Origin of the sequence: Staphylococcus sp. Marseille-Q5304 (assembly GCF_943737015.1) — a bacterium.
GTDB classification, from domain to species: Bacteria; Bacillota; Bacilli; order Staphylococcales; family Staphylococcaceae; genus Staphylococcus; species Staphylococcus hsinchuensis.
The window spans coordinates 1,158,928-1,177,147 of the sequence record NZ_CALSFP010000001.1 but is presented as its reverse complement, the minus strand read 5'-3'; the positions used below and the strand labels follow the sequence as shown (position 1 = coordinate 1,177,147).

The window sequence follows — 18,220 nt, the reverse complement described above, 5'->3', positions numbered from 1 at the left end:
GATTTCGTATTCCCACTCAATGTTAAAGAGTCTGAAGCATCTATTTTTGTCTTAGACTCATATAAAAATAGTATTTTTTATAATGAAAATTTAATAAAGGAGACGTGCCATATGCAACAAGTTAAATTAATGACAGTAAATGCTAGTGAACTTACACAATTAGAGCAAAAGATAAATGAAATGCTCGGACAAGAAGAACTTTCAAATTATAAATTACTAGATTCTACAATTAATCAACAAAGTATCACTAAGTTTTCAGCTGAAGAACAAGAATTTAATGCGATTCTAACATTTGTGAAAGAAGCTTAAATAAAAATAAAGAGATAAAAAGAGCGATGCCAGAAATCCATTATTTTTTAATGATTTCTGGCATCGCTGTAACTTTATTTATTGTTCTTTTTTTATAATCGATTGCACCATTACTATTATAAAACCGACGAAAATCCCTAAGAAAACTGCAACAACAGCAGAAACTAATAAAGGTAATTGAAACTGTACTTGTAATATGATTCCAATAATAATTGCAACTATAATTGCAATAGTAGAAACTAAATTTTCATTTTTCATAATTAACACGTTCACTCCTAACATAACTATTATATATGAAGATATTATTGAAATAAAGCGAGTCTATTTTAGACTAATCGAAAGTTGATTGGTTAAGTTATTAGTTATTGACGTATAAAAAAGATTTATTTATGATAATTTGGAATGTTTTTTTAAAGAGGAGTAAAAATGAAAAATTCGAAAAAAATAATAGCAATTGTTAGTTTAATTATCATTGTAGGTGTATTATTTTTCCAAATTATTAACCATTCTGGTCCATTTAAAGGAAATCATACTGGCACAAAAGACAAAAAGTCAATGGATCGCGTTCATGTGGACAGAGTGGTAGATGGTGATACTTTTGTAGCGCATGACCAACAACATCATAAACTTAAAGTGAGACTCATTGGAGTTGATACACCTGAGACAGTGAAACCACATACAGCTGTTCAACCATATGGTAAGAAGGCGTCTAATTATAGTAAATCACATCTAACAAACAAGAATGTATACTTAGAATATGATCAAGAGAAACATGACCAGTATGGACGAACGTTAGCTTACGTGTGGATGGATAAAAAGAACATGTATAATCAAGAGTTAATTGAAAAAGGACTGGCTCGAGAAAAATACTATGCGCCGAATAATAAATATAGAAGTCTGTTAGAAAAAGAAGAACGCCATGCTCAACAAAAAAATATTAACATCTGGGCTTCATAATAAGTAACAATTTTTCACAAAGGCTTTTGTGTAAATGAAGAAGAGATAGTATACGACAACTGATTCGATAATGCAGTATCCTCAGTTTGTGCGTATAAAAAACCCAACCTCACTATATGAGATTGGGTTTTTTATTAGTCACTTATACTTAATGAAACTGTGCAACGATATTATCAAATTCTTCATTAGATAGACCTGTTTTTGATTGATTAATTGTTTCACCAATTACGTTTCTTAATGATGATTTTGAAGAAACTGTTTCGGCATTGTTTTCTTTTTCTTTAGGTCCTTCAATAATATTTACACTACCATCAGTAAAGTAAACTAATCCGACACTCTTGATTTTAGATGATAAATTTTGATCGAGTTTATTTTCAAGCTCTCTTGTTTTAACAGCTGCTGTTTCATAAGGATCATAATCGTAAAAATCATAAATAACAGAATGTTGCTTAATTTGTTCGGTGAAAGTATAAGTTGATGGGCGTGATGATTGGAATTGACTATGATATTGTGTAGCAACATAACGCCCAACAATTTGATTTAAATCGATACGTTCTGGTGGTAGGTCAGCTTTAGGATCAATTGTAAAGTGGTAAAATGTTTTCTGTTTCCAACTTTTCACATCAATATTGAAAATACCTTTGTCAGAAATAACAACATAATCAAAAGGTCTCATATTTTCAAAAAGAGGGTGCTTTACTGCAAGTTTATCAGTGCCTATAATTTCAAAGTGTTCAATCGTATGATTATCTTTATACTCAGAAAAGATATCGTTTAATACGTGCTTTGCTTTGCGTAAACCATGATGATGTACATCTGTATTCCCATCAAAATGTAACATCTGATTTTTAAGCGATAGTTTTTCTCTTCTAATTGAACTGAGTCTAGCCACCATTTGATTATTGGCGTAATTTTCTGCATCAATACGTCGTTGTAAAAAATGTTTGTTAATGAAAATTGCCGCAATTAGAATAATTATGACAACTATTAATGAATTGACTAATACCATAAAAAATCATCCTCATCGTTAATAATTTGTGTACTTATACGTAAAGGCATCAAAAAATTCTCATTAGTTTTACTTAATCATTAGACGTAATCAATGATGGGTAATTAATTAATCAAGTGCTAACTAATAAAATATATTTATACCTTTAGACAAAAACACATCCCATTATAATTATTGTACGTTTCTGTAAAAATTAAACTTATAAATAGCTATATTAATATATAATTTACATTAAAAGTATGGTAAAAATAGAAAGTAAGCGATTCAAATGCATGATAAATATGGAGGAACAGTAAATGAGTTCTAAAAAGGATTATTTTAACAAATTAATAAAAGAAATAAATAAAGGAGATATTATTGCTTTGGATAATGATCCAATGGCTTATTATATAATTGATACATTAAAAAATGAAAATAAAAAAGTATCAATTATTAGTATTTCTACCGATGTTATTCAATATGTAGCAAAGTATACAAATTTTAATCTCATTTTACCAAATGGAAAAGTTAATCATGCATTTCACGTTATCACAGGAATTAATGAGACCAATACATATAAAAAATATCAGATCCAATTTTATTTTGCAGTGATACCATACATAGATGGCAACGACCTATTACATACAATGCCAGAAGTGGCGACAATACAACGCGCATTAATTAACCAGACGACTGAGTTTGTAGTTATAAACAATCCAGAAAAAGTAAATGTTAGCTCATCAAATGAATACCATATGATATCAGAGCTGTATTAATATGCACCATTTCATTTAAGTAAAAGTAATACATTGAAATATCCATGCACAAATTATATAATAGATATTAATGGAAGCGCTTACTTCCTAAGGAGGTCTTACGTGGATAATCGCCAAGAGAGTACAATAAAATCATTAGTTACCAATTTAAATGAGAAAGTTGGAAATCTATTTAAATACCACGGTGAAATTGCTAAGCAATTATTTTTAACTGATGGTTTTAATATAGAAGGTCGTGTAGATATCAGTGCAGAAAGAAAGTATTTAGGTGAAATTTTAAAGTATATTCCTGACTCACTTAAGATTGAATTAGTAGATGAACATTGCACGACAACAAATTTTCATGAAGCCGACTTCTCAACTATTCAACACGCAAATATTTTCGAGGAAGATAATCTCATCATGACCATCATCGTTTACGATGTCGAAGATGAAATGTGGATGTTTAGATGGAATCATAATATTAGACTCCCTGAAAAGCACATTTATTTTCACTCAATTAAATGGGATGTAGATTATATCAAACCTGAAATTGTATTGATGTATGAGCTATTAGAACCTACAAACTACCATCAAATACCTAATTATAGATCGGTGTTAGATGCTCTAAGTTACTATCAATTTATGACGTTACGTACAATTGTAGGAGACGATCGCATTAATCAAGCTGTTCGTTTTGAAAAAAGAGTAATATAAAAACCCTTCAAATCATAAGATGTTAACGTTAGTTATAGCATTTAAGATTTGAAGGATTTTTTTTATATTTGTAGTGCTTCGCCATTATAACAATATTCGTATGTCGCTTTAACGGCTTTATCAGCATCATCTACGTCAATTCCAAACATCATTGAGATTTCTGATGCACCTTGGTTCATCATTCTTAAATTGATTTTTGATTCTGCTAAAGCGTGCGTAATCATATTAGCCGTACCAATTATGCGATGCATGCCTTCGCCAACAATCATTAAAATAGCTAAATCGTGCTCTACACTTAATTCATCGACATCGCATCTTTGACGGATATCATTTAACACTTTTTGTTCAACATTTTCTATCTCTTTTGAGCGCATGATAATACTGATATTATCAATTCCAGATGGCATATGATCAAATGATATATTATAATCCTCAAGAATTCCTAATACTTTTCGAGTAAAACCGACTTGTCTGTTCATTAAATATTTTTTAATACTTAATACCGTAAATCCTTTGTCACAGCTAATACCACTGACGACATTGTTAGAATTTATTTCACGATCATGTCGAATAAAAGTACCTGTATCATTTGGACGATTCGTGTTTTTAATTACAACTGGAATTCTATCTTTATAAAGTGGCTGTAATGCCTCATCATGAAATACGCCAAATCCAGCATATGATAATTCACGCATTTCACGATATGTAATCTCATCTATAGAGAGTGGATTTGGAACGATAGTAGGGTTTGCTCTAAAAATACCTGAAACATCTGTAAAGTTTTCATAAAGATCAGCGCGAACACCACGAGAAACAATTGCGCCAGTAATGTCTGACCCACCTCTAGGGAAGGTGACTACATAATTTTGACGTGACATACCATAATAACCAGGGATAATTAACTTTTCATCATAATCACGCAGTTTGTATAAAGCTTCATAGGATTGATCGAGGACCTGTGCGTTTTGTGGTAAATCAGTGACTGTAATACCCGCATCACCAGGTGAAATGTAACGTGTTGGAATACCACGACTATTATTGTAGGTTGCGATGAGTTGTGCATTAAAGTTTTCACCACAAGACAACAATGCATCTTGTAAACGTTCAGGTTTATCTTTCAACTGTTTAATAAATGATTCTAAAGTATCATCAATTTGCTCCAGTAAATCGTCTGACATTTCTAAATCATTAATAATATCCGCATATCTTTGAATAATTTCTTGTTTCTTTGCAGTGTAATCAATACCTGCGAGGACTTTTTCATAAAGACGCAACAATAAATCAGTCGTTTTTACATCTTCTTTGTGTCGTTTGCCTGGTGCAGATACAATAATAATCTTTCTATCTTTATCCGCATTTACGATGTCTAATACCTTTTTGATTTGTTCTGCATTGGAAACAGAACTTCCTCCGAACTTCGCTACTTTCATAGTGTCATACAACCTTTCACAAAAATCTGAAAATTTAGTTTAGTTTTTATCTTCTGAATGATAATATATAAATACGCTTTGTTTCGTCCTTTACAAAAAGAAGGAATGAATTTATACTATACCATATCTCAGTATATTTCAACTGTACAATTGTATTTTTAAGAAAAACAATCGGAGGAATGATGACATGAAAGAATTAAATGTAGCCTTGTTAGGCTTAGGAACTGTAGGTTCTGGTGTGGTTAAAATAATTGAAGAAAATAAACAACAAATTAAAGATACGATGGACAAAGATATTAATATTGGCCACATTCTTGTACGTAACAAATCAAAATCACGACCAATTAATATCTCAAAGTATCATTTAACAGAAGATATAGATGAAATATTAAATGATGATACGATTGATATTATCGTTGAGGTTATGGGTGGTATTGAACCAACTGTAGATTGGTTAAAACGTGCACTTAATTCTAAGAAACATGTCATTACTGCCAATAAAGACTTATTAGCAGTACATTTAAACGTATTAGAAGATTTAGCACAAGAAAACGATGTCGCACTGAAATATGAAGCAAGTGTGGCAGGAGGAATACCTATTGTTAATGCGATCAACAATGGTTTGAATGCAAACAATATTACTAAATTTATGGGTATTTTAAACGGTACTTCTAACTTTATATTGAGCCAAATGACTAAAAATGAAAAAACATTCGAAGACGCACTTTCTGAAGCAAAAGAATTAGGTTTTGCTGAAGCTGACCCAACAGATGATGTTGAAGGTATTGATGCAGCTAGAAAGGTTGTTATCACTTCTTATTTAACTTTTAATCAAGTTATTAATTTATCAGATGTTGAACTTCATGGTATGCGTGATATTGAATTATCAGATATCAAAGTTGCAGATAAGTTAGGCTATAAAATTAAATTAATTGGTAAAGGTACGTATGAAAAAGGCAAAGTAAGTGCCTCAGTAGAACCAACATTAATTAGTAAACAACATCAATTAGCTGCTGTTGAAGACGAGTATAATGCCATTTATGTTATTGGTGATGCTGTCGGAGAAACGATGTTTTATGGTAAAGGTGCAGGTAGTTTAGCAACAGGTAGTGCTGTTGTAAGTGACTTATTGAATGTAACGCTTCAGTTTGAATCAAACTTGCATACACTACCACCACATTTTGAATTAAAAACTGATGAAACAAAAGAAATGATGGAAGATGAAAGTGAAGTGGCAATCAAAGAAAAATTAAGTTACTACGTTGTACTTAATACTAAAGATCAAGATTTGAATAATTTAGAAGACGAATTAAAATCCAAGCTTCCACTTCATAAATCACTGCAATTAAGTGGTCGAGATACGTATACTGTAGCAGTTATCGTAGAAGATATAGATGAATTACAAGCATCAACACTAAATGATTCTGGTTTTGAAGTACAAAAAATTTATCCAGTTGAAGGGGTTTAATAAATATGAAACAATGGCAAGGTTTAATCAGCGAATTCGAGTCACATTTACCAGTAAATGAAAATACACCTAAATTAACATTGCAAGAAGGGCAAACGCCACTGATTTATTGCGAAAAAATGTCAGAATATTTAGGTATTGAACTTCATGTTAAATATGAAGGTGCAAACCCAACTGGTTCATTTAAAGATAGAGGAATGGTTATGGCAATGGCTAAAGCAAAGGAAGAAGGCAAAAAAGTAGTCATTTGCGCTTCAACTGGTAATACTTCTGCATCTGCAGCTGCTTATGCTGCACGTGCAGGGTTAAAAGCCATTGTTGTTATTCCAGAAGGCAAAATTGCTCTCGGTAAATTATCTCAAGCCGTAATGTATGGCGCGGAAATTGTGTCTATAGATGGTAACTTTGATGAAGCTTTAGAAATTGTGAAGGAAGTAGCTCAAAATGGTGAAATAGCACTAGTGAACTCAGTCAATCCATACAGAATTGAAGGCCAGAAAACAGGTGCCTTCGAAGTTATCGAACAACTTGGTGGAGAGGCGCCAGATATTTTAGCAATTCCTGTAGGTAATGCGGGCAATATTTCTGCTTATTGGAAAGGCTTTAAAGAATACCATGATAGTCATGGCACGCAATTGCCAAATATGTATGGATTCCAGGCTGAAGGTGCATCACCAATTGTTCAAGATAGAGTAGTTACTAATCCCGATACAGTTGCGACTGCGATTCGTATTGGTAATCCAGCAAGTTGGGATAAAGCCAAACATACACTTGCTGAATCTGATGGTTATATTGATAGTGTTACAGATGATGAAATTTTAGAGGCTTATCAAATGATGGCCCGTAATGATGGCGTGTTTAGTGAACCAGCAAGTAATGCTTCTATTGCAGGCTTAATTAAATTACATCGTGCGGGTAAATTACCTAAAGGTAAAAAAATTGTTGCAGTATTAACGGGTAACGGTTTAAAAGATCCAGACACAGCAATTTCATTGTTAGACAATCCTATCCAACCATTAGCCAACGACAAACAAAGTATTTTAAAGTATATTAAGGAGAAACTTTAATTATGAAAGATGTGCTTCATTTGAAAATACCTGCATCAACAGCTAATTTAGGTGTTGGTTTTGATTCAATAGGTATGGCTTTGAATAAATTTTTATTTTTAGACGTTACCACAAATGATACAAATGAATGGCAGTTTCATCATATCGGTCCTAACTTGGAAGGTTTGCCTACCGATACGACACATTACATTTATCAAATAGCACAAAAAGTTGCGAAGAAATTTGATGTTCAATTGCCTGGTTTAAATATAGAAATGAGAAGCGAAATACCATTAGCTAGAGGTTTGGGTTCATCAGCATCAGCATTAGTGGGCGCTCTCTATATCGCTAATTATTTTGGTGATATAGAATTGTCTAAATATGAATTATTACAACTTGCCACAGAATTTGAAGGTCATCCTGACAATGTAGCACCAACCATTTATGGGGGACTAGTGCTTGGATATTATAATCCTGAAACAAATGTCACTGACGTTTCATACATCGATATCCCACAAGTAGATTGTATCTTGACAATACCTTCATATGAGTTAAAGACGGAAGCGTCACGTGAAGCTTTACCTTCGAATTTTTCACATAAAAAGGCAGTACAATACAGTGCAATCAGTAATACAATGATTAGTGCATTAATTCAACATAATTATTCACTTGCAGGTAAAATGATGGAACAAGATGGTTTTCATGAGCCATATCGTCAACACCTTATACCTCAATTCCAACAAGTTAAAGCTATGGCTAAGTCATTTCAAGCATACGCCACGGTTATAAGCGGTGCTGGACCAACAATCTTGACATTAATTGCACCAGAAAAAAGCGGTGAACTTGTAAGAACTTTAAAACGTGAATTTAATGACTGTAGCTCTGAATTAGTAACAATTAATGTAACAGGTGTGAAATCAAAGATACTTTACCAACGCGATTAAAGTGTGATACTTTATAATACAAGGCGTTGAAAGGAGTTTGACCACATGAATCAATATCAATACATTGTGTTAGACATGGATGACACTTTATTAACTTCCGATAACAAGGTAAGTAAAGATACAGCTGATTATCTTATTCAAATTCAACAACAAGGTTATCACGTGATTCTTGCTTCAGGTCGTCCTACAGACGGCATGCTACCTACAGCTCAATCACTAAAATTAGATGAATTTAACAGTTATATTATTAGTTATAACGGAGGTAAAACATCTCGCGTACAAGATGGAAAGGTAGAAACGAGTCGAACTATACCGAAAGAGCAATTTGATAATATTATAGATTATTGTCGAGAACATGAATTATTTACGCTTACTTATTATGATGGTTATATTGTCTATGATGGTGAACATGAATATATGAACAAAGAATCTGAACTCACTGGTTTACCTATGAAACAAGTTGACGATATAAAAGAGTATATTCAAACTGATGTACCTAAAGTGATGGGCGTAGATTACGAATCACATATTAAAGAATTACTCGATGAATTAGGTAACCAATTTAATGATAAGGTAGATGTAACTACAAATAAGCCAATCTTTTTAGAATTTATGGCTAAAGGTGTTTCTAAAGCAAATGCAGTTTCAAGTTTGTGTGAACAGTTAGATATCGATATCAAACAAGTGATAGCGTTTGGAGACAGTTCCAATGATTTATCAATGCTACAAGAAGTAGGAAAAGGTATCGCAATGGCTAACGCAAACGATGAAATAAAATCAGTAGCAGATTCCGTTACTTTAAGTAATGATGAAGATGGTATCCCATATGCACTTAAACAAATTTTATAATTTAAAATAAATAAAAAAATCCCATCAGTTATATAACTGATGGGATTTTCTATGTACATATAATGTTATTTAGCTGTATGTGTCCATTCATTTTTACCTCGGTGACGTTTAACAAGTGCATACACATGATCTGCTGCATAATCTAAATTAGTATAAATCGTAATTGAAAATGCTGATTGATTTTCTTCGAACTCTTCTTCTAAAAATAAATCTTTTAAATGTTCAAATAGACTTTCCATTTGGGAATGATCTAAACCACTGTATTCTCTTAATGTACGTTTAATAAGGCGATTATTTTTTTCTTCTAGTGATTGTACGACTATAACGAAACGTTCTTCAGTTTCTAATACATCATCAAATAAATTTGTTTGCCCAATCATAATTTCCACCTCTAAAATATGTTGCTCTTGCACATTATTATACTATACTTTGCACATCGTGAAAAATAATTAATCATACTTTGCACATCGTGAAAAATAATTAATCGCAATATATAAAGGGACTTCAACTAAGAGGTTGGGACAAAAATAGTTGTCTCAGCTTCTTTGTCAATGAGGCAGAAGATGATTGAAATAAAAATGCGCTTATATCAAGCTTATCCAATCCTAGTCATCCTTGCCTGGATGGGACTACGAAATTTTTATTAGAAAATTCGATTTCTGTCCCACTCCCAAAAAATAAAATGCATTGAAACAGACAATTTAAGTTTGTCTATTTCAATGCAATATTGATTAATATTTATGTTGCTCTAAATTAATGTCGTTGAGTTTCACAACTTTAGTTTTTTTGATAAATTTATGCGATAAATAAACGAGCATTAAAATTATTATCGGTAAAACATTACGTAATACTGCCATATAGTCACCTGAAATCATTGCTCCGACTGAGTTACCTACAAATAAGATAAGTATAGCAACAATAACAATAATTGGACCCAATGGGTAAAATGGTGCTTTATAAGGTAAAACATCATCTGGGTTTTTGTGTTGCTTTTTAATTGCTCGACGTAATCTGATTTGAGCTAAAATACTTGATCCCCAAACCACGATGACTAGCGATCCAATAATGTTTAATAACGAAAAGACAATATCTGACTTAAATTGCGCGATTATAATAACTGTAAAGATCACTAAAAAACTCATGCAAATAGATAATATAGGTAATTTCGTTGTTTTTTGCAGTTTGCCGAAGACTTTAGGTGCCTGGCTATCTTCAGCTAATGAGAATAACAGTCGACTTGTCGTATAGATTCCTGAATTAGCAGCTGATAATAGTGAGGTCAATATAACAGCATTTATCACAGAGGCAGCAAATGCAATACCGATACGATCAAAAACAATTGTAAACGGGCTTTGTGTAACTGATTCATGTTTATTTAATAATAATGAATCATTATAAGGGATAATTGCCGAAATCACTGCGATAGAAAGGACGTAGAATAACAATATTCTCCAGAATACTTGTTTAATTGCCTTTGGCATAGACTTATTTGGATTTGATGATTCCCCAGCTGTGACTGCCACAACTTCTGTACCACCGACAGAAAAACCAGCAATAAGTAACACAGCTAAAAATCCTGAAAATCCTCCAACAAAAGGAGCTTCCCCCGTTATGAAATTATGTGTTCCATAAGTTTTTCCGCCTAAAATACCTACAATTGTTAAAATACCGACGACGATAAATATTAAAATTGTTACTACTTTAATTAAAGATAACCAAAATTCAGTTTCGCCGAAAGCTTTAACTGAAAAGATATTGAGTAAAAATAATAAAACTAAAAAGATTATGCTCCAAATTACTGGATTAAAAAAGTGAAATACGTCCCAATAATTTAATACGTTTGCTGCAATGATAATATCGACACTTGAAACAAGTAACCACATCAACCAGTATAACCAGCCCATTGTAAATCCTAGGGAACTGTCTACGAATCGAGTGGAGTATGAGCTGAACGAACCCGATACAGGGTAAAAGGTTGCCAGCTCTCCAATCGAAGACATAAGGAAATACAACATCACACCGATAATTAAATAAGCCAGTATTGCGCCACCAGGTCCTGCTTGAGCAATAACACTTCCTGTTGCTACAAATAAACCTGTACCAATGGCACCTCCTATAGCAATCATCGAAATATGACGAGAACTGAGACCACGTTTCATGTTATTTTTATTTTCTGTCATGTATGCGTCTCCTATATTCTTAAAATTTATATAAGTTACATTTTAATGCTTTTACTACCTTATGGCAATGCTTTTTTAATGAACTAGGAATTAAAATTAGAATATTCAGAAATTTATAATCATTCTAGTTTATTTTGTTGATTTTAAGGAGGCGATAGATTACTATTAAGCTAGATTATAATAATTATAGTTGAGGACAACTGAGGAGGAACCTATATGAGTAATAGAAGACATTTAACTAGTTTATTCGGAGCTCCAGTTTCAGATAGAGAAAATAGTATGACTGCTGGGCCTAGAGGTCCACTTGTAATGCAAGATTGGTATTTCTTAGAGCAAATGGCTCATTTTGATCGGGAAGTCATACCAGAAAGAAGAATGCATGCGAAAGGTTCAGGTGCATTCGGTACATTCACAGTGACAAATGATATCACGCAATATACATCAGCTAGTATCTTTTCAAAAGTTGGAAAACAGACTGAAATGTTCGCACGTTTTTCAACTGTAGCTGGCGAAAGAGGCGCTGCTGATGCAGAGCGAGATATTCGTGGTTTTGCTTTAAAATTCTACACTGATGAAGGGAACTGGGATCTAGTTGGAAATAATACTCCGGTATTCTTCTTCAGAGATCCAAAACTATTTGCTAGTTTAAACCATGCAGTTAAACGCGACCCAAGAACAAATATGCGCAGTGCACAAAATAATTGGGATTTTTGGACGTCACTTCCAGAAGCATTGCATCAAGTGACTATATTAATGTCTGACCGCGGTATACCTAAAGGGTTTAGAAATATGCATGGTTTTGGTTCACACACATATTCTATGTATAACGAACAAGGTGAACGTGTTTGGGTGAAGTTTCATTTTAGAACACAACAAGGTATAGAAAATTTATCACAAGATGAAGCGGCTCAAGTCATTGCGAATGATAGAGAGTCTTCTCAACGTGATTTATTTGAAGCAATTGAACGTGGTGATTTTCCTAAATGGAAAATGTATATCCAGGTTATGACTGAGGAACAGGCAAGAAATCATAAAGATAATCCTTTTGATTTAACTAAGGTATGGTACAAAGGAGATTATCCATTAATAGAAGTTGGAGAATTTGAACTTAATCGTAACCCAAACAACTATTTCCAAGATGTAGAGCAAGCGGCATTTGCACCAACAAATATTGTGCCTGGTATTGATTTTTCACCAGATAAAATGTTGCAAGGTAGAATATTCTCATATGGGGATGCCCAACGTTATAGACTAGGTGTTAATCATTGGCAAATACCTGTTAACCAACCTAAAGGGGTCGGCGTAGAAAATATCTGTCCATTTAGTAGAGATGGACAAATGAGAATTTTAGATGATAATCAAGGTGGCAGCACACATTACTATCCAAATAGTACTGGTGCCTTTGAAGATCAACCACAATATAAGAAACCTTCTTTACAAGTAGAAGGCGATGTATATGAACATAATTATCGTGAAGATGATGACAACTACTTCGAACAACCTGGACGACTGTTCCGTATACAATCGAAAGAACAACAAGAACGTATCTTTAAAAATACAGCTGATGAAATGCAAGGTACAACTTTAGAAGTTCAACATCGTCATATTCGACATTGTTTTAAAGCAGATCCAGATTACGGTAAAGGTGTTGCTAATGCTTTAGGTATTGATATTAGTAATGTGGATTTAAACCTACCTGATTAAGCGAAGCGATTTACCTTACGTTAGTACGTTTCTAACGTTGAATACACTTTATCCTTAATTACATTTTAGTTATTACACCAGAGTAAAATAAAAAGACCGGCTACGAGTGTTTGCAATTGTAATGCGTTCGTAGTCGGTCTTTATTAAAATTTAATTTTAAAACATGTCGCATTTTAAAAGTTATTATTTGGAGGAGATTATTTCGTTTCACGATGTAATGTATATTTATTTAATCTAGGGCAGTATTTTTTAAGTTCAATACGCTCAGGATTATTTCTTTTATTTTTAGTAGAAATATAATTACGATCTCCACATTCTGTACATGCTAATGTGATATTTACGCGCAATGTTTACACCTCTTTCTTAACAGGAATGATTACGTTTTAAAATTTTAGCATATAGTGACAAGGGAATCAACTCCATTTTTACATTTTATAAATAATAGCTTTAAACTTTTAACAATGAATAAAAGGTTTATAGGTAGATGTGTAATTAATTTGAAATTTTAGACATTACAATAGTAGAAACAAGTTATATTTGCTCAAAGTTGCATAGTCATATATAGCAATCAAAGAAATACATAAGAAAAATATTTCAATGTGCTATTTGACTATATAAAAATGTGTGTTACTATAATAAAACGTAATCATTACGATTTAATAGAGGAGGTTTTATGGAATGGCTAAAAAATCAAAAATAGCTAAAGAACAAAAACGCCAAGCTTTGGTTGAACAATATTATGAATTAAGAAAAGAACTAAAGGCAAAAGGTGACTATGAAGCTTTAAGAAAGCTACCAAGAGATTCATCACCGACACGTTTAACAAGACGTTGCCAAGTTACTGGTCGACCAAGAGGTGTTTATCGTAAATTTCGCATGTCAAGAATTGCTTTAAGAGATTATGCACACAAAGGTCAAATTCCTGGCGTTAAGAAATCAAGCTGGTAAATTTATGATTTTATAGTAAAGGCTGTGACTCGAAATAATGACACAGCCCTTTTTATTTGTATAACCCCATGAGTCATAAAAAAATAGAATGTAACAAGATGAAATCATTAATTTTGTTTTCATAATATATTGTTACGATGATACAACCTTAGTCCATTTACATTTGTTCAAAAACAATGTATATTATCTAATGGTTAAGAAGAGATATAGTTTTATTTAGAAATTGAGCCAGAATGTGTAAGACTGAGCGACAATTAATAAATAATTGAACGAATTTGCCAAACAATATTAATAATTAAGAGATTGGGGTTTCTATACTATGAAAATATTTGATTACGAAGATATACAATTAATACCAAATAAATGTATCGTTGAAAGTAGAAGTGAATGTGATACTACAGTAGAGTTTGGTCCAAGAAAATTTAAATTACCAGTAGTACCTGCAAATATGCAAACAGTTATGAATGAATCACTAGCAAAATGGTTTGCTGAACACGATTATTTCTATATCATGCACCGTTTTGAAGAAGATAAAAGAAATAATTTCATTAAAGAAATGCAAGAAAACGGATTATTTGCTTCAATTTCAGTTGGGGTAAAAGCACGTGAATTTGATTTTATTAAAGAATTAGCTAGTGAAAACTTAGTGCCTGAATATATTACAATTGATATCGCCCACGGTCATTCAGATTCTGTAATCAATATGATTAAACATATTAAACAACATCTTCCAGAAAGTTTTGTTATTGCAGGTAACGTGGGTACACCTGAAGGCGTTCGTGAACTAGAAAATGCTGGTGCTGATGCAACGAAAGTAGGTATCGGTCCAGGGCGAGTTTGTATTACAAAAATTAAAACAGGATTTGGAACAGGCGGTTGGCAGTTATCTGCACTTAACCTGTGTAGTAAAGCAGCTCGTAAACCAATTATCGCTGATGGTGGTCTTAGAACACACGGTGATATTGCAAAATCAATTCGTTTCGGAGCTTCAATGGTAATGATTGGCTCACTATTTGCCGCGCATGAAGAATCACCTGGTGAAACTGTTGAATTAGATGGAAAATTGTATAAAGAATACTTCGGTAGTGCATCAGAGTTCCAAAAAGGTGAACATAAAAACGTTGAAGGTAAAAAAATGTTTGTTGAACATAAAGGTTCATTAAATGATACTTTAATTGAAATGCAACAAGATTTACAAAGTTCAATTTCATACGCAGGTGGGAAAGATTTAAATTCACTTAGAAAAGTAGACTATGTAATTGTTCGTAATTCAATTTTCAATGGGGATAGAGACTAATTCCATAGAGAAGGTGTAAACGATTAAAAAGTTTGTATTATATGTAGTCGCATTGTTACTCATTGTGTTAATTATACCTATAAAGGAACCTAAACCAATTCAATCATTTGAACAACAAGTGAAGTCTCATGTGGCAAGTTGGACATCAGATACGTCAGAACCTCAAAAGACTTTAAAAGTACCTGAAAAACAAGCATTTGCTTTTAACAATATTCAAATGCATATGTCGAAAAGTAAAGTAGAACGTAATTTAGGTAAAGCTAAACGCGTAACGTCAAATGAATATGGTACAAATTGGTATACTTACTATAACGATAATTATCGTTCATTTGTGATGGTAAGTTATATAGATAATAAAGTTAACGCTTTATATAGTAATCAGAATGTCATCTCTTCTAAATCAAAGATTAAGTATGGTACACCGAAAGACAAAGTGAGAAATAGGTTAGGTCAACCGATAGATGCCAAGAGAAAAGGTTTCGTAAGATATGAAATAAAAGATAAAGAATATGATACATTCCATGATAATAAAATTTATACAACTGCATTTTATGATGAACATAATGACAATAATTTAACGGCGATGCTCCAAGTGAGTGATCAAATGGAAAATCGTTTACAACAACAATATGGTGCACCTTCAGATAATTTAGCTAAAAGCTTTGAATTACAGAACTTTGATCTCGTAAATGCGGAAAGAGTACAACATGGTATTTCGACATTAGATTATAGTTCAGGCATATCTGATACTGCGAGAAAACACAGTGAAGATATGGCAGAGCATCAATATTTTGCTCATGATAATCAATCAGGAGAATCTCCATTTGACCGAATGGAAGCGGATGGCCATGAGTTTAATACGGCTGGAGAAAATTTAGCATATGGCCAAACAAGTAGTATATTTGCTCATCAAGGCTTAATGAACTCATTAGGACATAGGAAAAATATCTTAAATCGTAAGTTTAAAACATTAGGGGTAGGCAGTGACTTTAATGATGAGCGTCAGCCATATTGGACTGAAGATTATACCGGTTAATGTTTAAATGAAAATTTGAATGGGTATCATTTCTTTTGTGAGGATGAGAAAGATATGTCTACAAACAAAGAAGAAAAAACAGAAGATATATTAGAAAAAGTAAAAGAAGTTTTAGAAATTAAAGATGAAAAATAAGAGGTTGAGCATAACGCTCAACCTCTTTGTTTTTTGAGAGTGTCTTTATATCTTATTTGCAGTATTACATTTCTCTAAAGAGACCTACTACTTTTCCTAATACTGTCACTTGTTCTAAATAAATTGGTTCCATCGTTGAATTCTCAGGTTGTAAACGATAGCGTGTTTTTTCTTTGTAGAAACGTTTAACTGTCGCTTCATTTTCTTCTGTCATAGCCACTATGATATCACCATTTTCAGCGATTGTTTGACTTCTAACGATTACTCTATCTCCATCTAAAATTCCAGCTTCTATCATACTATCACCTATGACAATTAATATAAAAATATCACTGTTATGTGTTGATGTGAAGTGTTCTGGTAACGGGAAGTATTCTTCAACATTTTCTACTGCAGTGATTGGAATACCGGCAGTGACTTTACCAATAACAGGAACATGAATTGTTTCTTCCATGTTGATTGGTTCGCCTAACTGTTCGCTTACTATTTCTATCGCACGAGGTTTCGTCGGGTCTCTCTTAATGTATCCTTTTTCTTCAAGTCGAGATAGATGGCCATGTACAGTTGAGCTTGATGCTAATCCGACTGCTTCTCCAATTTCACGCACACTTGGTGGATAACCTTTTAATTGTACAGTTTGCTTAATAAAATCAAAAATTTCAGTTTGACGTTTAGTTAATTCTTTCATAATAGGCACTCCCTAATTTAATTTGTCTTCATTATAGCATGCTTAAACACCTTTTACAAACGTTTGTTCGTTTTGGTGTTGACTTAGAACATTCGTTCTGGTATATTAAAAATACAAACAAACGTTCTAGGAGTGAGTTAAATGTTTTCTATATATAAAGAAGAAATTATGAATTATTTAATTGTAATGATAGTAACTATGGTCATTTTTAGTATATTTATCTTAAATGCATACCATAATGCAAATACAGAACATCCGTACGAATTAGAAGATCATCAAGTGTCTAAACAAGATTCATTGCAACATCAATTATCGATAGATGAGAAGAAAGAAACCGAACATGATCATCATTCTATGATGTTAGCTGTGAATTAAAACTTTTCTAAGTCAATTTGATTATTAAGGATTGGGGAGATAGTGAGCGAAACTATTTAGTTTCGTTCACTTTTTTGTTATATTTTTTATATTATGAAAGACGGAGGTTAACAATGGGTAACAAAGATCAAGTAGATATTAAACGAATAAATGAATTAGCAAAAAAGAAAAAAGAAACTGGATTAACAGAAACTGAAGCCAAAGAACAATCTAAATTAAGAAAGGCATATTTAGATTCTTTTAGAAAAAGTTTCAAACAACAAATTGAAAATACCCGCGTTATTGACCCAGAAGGGAATGACGTTACTCCTGACAAAGTTAAGAGAAAATTAGATTCAAAAAAATAGATAGCATTTTAACATAAACATTATTTTGTTAAAGATAAGATCAATCG

Annotated in this window: 21 protein-coding genes; 14 read left to right on the top strand and 7 right to left on the bottom strand. The window is 32.5% G+C overall.

What is annotated here, in order from left to right; all coding sequences use genetic code 11:
- Nucleotides 1–111: 111 nt before the first annotated feature.
- Complete coding sequence (locus NGI30_RS05930) at nucleotides 112–309, top strand: hypothetical protein (RefSeq protein WP_251516665.1); 198 nt, start codon at nucleotides 112–114, stop codon at nucleotides 307–309.
- Between the two features lie 78 nt (nucleotides 310–387).
- Here the strand turns inward: NGI30_RS05930 and NGI30_RS05925 are convergent, their stop codons facing one another.
- Nucleotides 388–567 carry a LapA family protein gene (locus tag NGI30_RS05925; RefSeq protein ID WP_251943022.1) on the bottom strand — a complete coding sequence of 60 codons (180 nt, stop codon included), beginning with the start codon at nucleotides 565–567 and terminating at the stop codon, nucleotides 388–390.
- A 168-nt stretch (nucleotides 568–735) separates the two neighbouring features.
- Between NGI30_RS05925 and nucI the strand changes: the two genes are divergently transcribed.
- Nucleotides 736–1,266 carry a thermonuclease NucI gene (gene nucI / locus NGI30_RS05920; RefSeq protein ID WP_251516671.1) on the top strand — a complete coding sequence of 177 codons (531 nt, stop codon included), beginning with the start codon at nucleotides 736–738 and terminating at the stop codon, nucleotides 1,264–1,266.
- A 148-nt stretch (nucleotides 1,267–1,414) separates the two neighbouring features.
- On the opposite strand, the gene NGI30_RS05915 is transcribed toward nucI, so the two are convergent.
- Nucleotides 1,415–2,275, bottom strand: coding sequence for a hypothetical protein (locus NGI30_RS05915; RefSeq protein ID WP_251943020.1), 861 nt, complete (start codon nucleotides 2,273–2,275; stop codon nucleotides 1,415–1,417).
- Between the two features lie 296 nt (nucleotides 2,276–2,571).
- Here NGI30_RS05915 and NGI30_RS05910 point away from each other — a divergent pair, with 296 nt between their 5' ends.
- Together NGI30_RS05910 and NGI30_RS05905 are read left to right on the top strand one after the other, a co-directional pair.
- Nucleotides 2,572–3,030: a sugar phosphate isomerase family gene (locus tag NGI30_RS05910; protein ID WP_251516692.1), complete on the top strand. Its 459-nt coding sequence runs from the start codon at nucleotides 2,572–2,574 to the stop codon at nucleotides 3,028–3,030.
- Nucleotides 3,031–3,132: 102 nt separating this feature from the next.
- Nucleotides 3,133–3,726, top strand: coding sequence for a hypothetical protein (locus NGI30_RS05905; protein ID WP_251943018.1), 594 nt, complete (start codon nucleotides 3,133–3,135; stop codon nucleotides 3,724–3,726).
- Between the two features lie 62 nt (nucleotides 3,727–3,788).
- On the opposite strand, the gene NGI30_RS05900 is transcribed toward NGI30_RS05905, so the two are convergent.
- Complete coding sequence (locus NGI30_RS05900; protein WP_251943016.1) at nucleotides 3,789–5,156, bottom strand: aspartate kinase; 1,368 nt, start codon at nucleotides 5,154–5,156, stop codon at nucleotides 3,789–3,791.
- Nucleotides 5,157–5,343: 187 nt separating this feature from the next.
- Here NGI30_RS05900 and NGI30_RS05895 point away from each other — a divergent pair, with 187 nt between their 5' ends.
- The 4 genes from NGI30_RS05895 to NGI30_RS05880 are packed head-to-tail and all read left to right on the top strand — an operon-like array spanning nucleotide 5,344 to nucleotide 9,463.
- Nucleotides 5,344–6,624, top strand: coding sequence for a homoserine dehydrogenase (locus tag NGI30_RS05895; protein ID WP_251943015.1), 1,281 nt, complete (start codon nucleotides 5,344–5,346; stop codon nucleotides 6,622–6,624).
- A 5-nt stretch (nucleotides 6,625–6,629) separates the two neighbouring features.
- Nucleotides 6,630–7,691 (top strand): threonine synthase, encoded by a 1,062-nt coding sequence (gene thrC / locus NGI30_RS05890; RefSeq protein WP_251943013.1) that lies wholly within the window; start codon nucleotides 6,630–6,632, stop codon nucleotides 7,689–7,691.
- Between the two features lie 2 nt (nucleotides 7,692–7,693).
- A complete protein-coding gene (gene thrB / locus NGI30_RS05885; protein ID WP_251943011.1) occupies nucleotides 7,694–8,614 on the top strand; it encodes a homoserine kinase in 921 nt (306 codons plus the stop codon).
- Nucleotides 8,615–8,659: 45 nt separating this feature from the next.
- Nucleotides 8,660–9,463: a Cof-type HAD-IIB family hydrolase gene (locus NGI30_RS05880; protein ID WP_251943009.1), complete on the top strand. Its 804-nt coding sequence runs from the start codon at nucleotides 8,660–8,662 to the stop codon at nucleotides 9,461–9,463.
- Nucleotides 9,464–9,528: 65 nt separating this feature from the next.
- Here NGI30_RS05880 and NGI30_RS05875 read toward each other — a convergent pair whose 3' ends face one another.
- Nucleotides 9,529–9,843 (bottom strand): hypothetical protein, encoded by a 315-nt coding sequence (locus tag NGI30_RS05875; RefSeq protein ID WP_251516734.1) that lies wholly within the window; start codon nucleotides 9,841–9,843, stop codon nucleotides 9,529–9,531.
- Nucleotides 9,844–10,194: 351 nt separating this feature from the next.
- Nucleotides 10,195–11,643: an amino acid permease gene (locus NGI30_RS05870; RefSeq protein ID WP_251516736.1), complete on the bottom strand. Its 1,449-nt coding sequence runs from the start codon at nucleotides 11,641–11,643 to the stop codon at nucleotides 10,195–10,197.
- A 216-nt stretch (nucleotides 11,644–11,859) separates the two neighbouring features.
- Between NGI30_RS05870 and NGI30_RS05865 the strand changes: the two genes are divergently transcribed.
- Nucleotides 11,860–13,347 (top strand): catalase, encoded by a 1,488-nt coding sequence (locus tag NGI30_RS05865; RefSeq protein WP_251943007.1) that lies wholly within the window; start codon nucleotides 11,860–11,862, stop codon nucleotides 13,345–13,347.
- A gap of 197 nt (nucleotides 13,348–13,544) precedes the next feature.
- On the opposite strand, the gene rpmG is transcribed toward NGI30_RS05865, so the two are convergent.
- Nucleotides 13,545–13,694, bottom strand: coding sequence for a 50S ribosomal protein L33 (rpmG, locus tag NGI30_RS05860; protein WP_251516740.1), 150 nt, complete (start codon nucleotides 13,692–13,694; stop codon nucleotides 13,545–13,547).
- A gap of 331 nt (nucleotides 13,695–14,025) precedes the next feature.
- Between rpmG and rpsN the strand changes: the two genes are divergently transcribed.
- The 3 genes from rpsN to NGI30_RS05845 all read left to right on the top strand — a co-directional run bounded on the left by rpsN (nucleotide 14,026) and on the right by NGI30_RS05845 (nucleotide 16,628).
- Nucleotides 14,026–14,295, top strand: coding sequence for a 30S ribosomal protein S14 (gene rpsN, locus NGI30_RS05855; protein ID WP_251943005.1), 270 nt, complete (start codon nucleotides 14,026–14,028; stop codon nucleotides 14,293–14,295).
- A 319-nt stretch (nucleotides 14,296–14,614) separates the two neighbouring features.
- Nucleotides 14,615–15,592, top strand: a complete 978-nt coding sequence (gene guaC / locus NGI30_RS05850) for a GMP reductase (RefSeq protein ID WP_251516744.1) — start codon at nucleotides 14,615–14,617, stop codon at nucleotides 15,590–15,592.
- A 52-nt stretch (nucleotides 15,593–15,644) separates the two neighbouring features.
- The gene (locus NGI30_RS05845; RefSeq protein ID WP_418128581.1) at nucleotides 15,645–16,628 is read left to right on the top strand and encodes a CAP domain-containing protein; all 984 of its coding nucleotides are present in this window, start codon (nucleotides 15,645–15,647) and stop codon (nucleotides 16,626–16,628) included.
- A gap of 199 nt (nucleotides 16,629–16,827) precedes the next feature.
- Here NGI30_RS05845 and lexA read toward each other — a convergent pair whose 3' ends face one another.
- Nucleotides 16,828–17,451: a transcriptional repressor LexA gene (gene lexA / locus NGI30_RS05840; protein ID WP_251943003.1), complete on the bottom strand. Its 624-nt coding sequence runs from the start codon at nucleotides 17,449–17,451 to the stop codon at nucleotides 16,828–16,830.
- Nucleotides 17,452–17,592: 141 nt separating this feature from the next.
- Here lexA and sosA point away from each other — a divergent pair, with 141 nt between their 5' ends.
- Complete coding sequence (gene sosA, locus NGI30_RS05835) at nucleotides 17,593–17,826, top strand: DNA damage-induced cell division inhibitor SosA (RefSeq protein ID WP_251943002.1); 234 nt, start codon at nucleotides 17,593–17,595, stop codon at nucleotides 17,824–17,826.
- 113 nt (nucleotides 17,827–17,939) lie between these two features.
- Nucleotides 17,940–18,173, top strand: a complete 234-nt coding sequence (locus NGI30_RS05830; RefSeq protein ID WP_251516750.1) for a DUF896 domain-containing protein — start codon at nucleotides 17,940–17,942, stop codon at nucleotides 18,171–18,173.
- Nucleotides 18,174–18,220 lie beyond the last annotated feature (47 nt).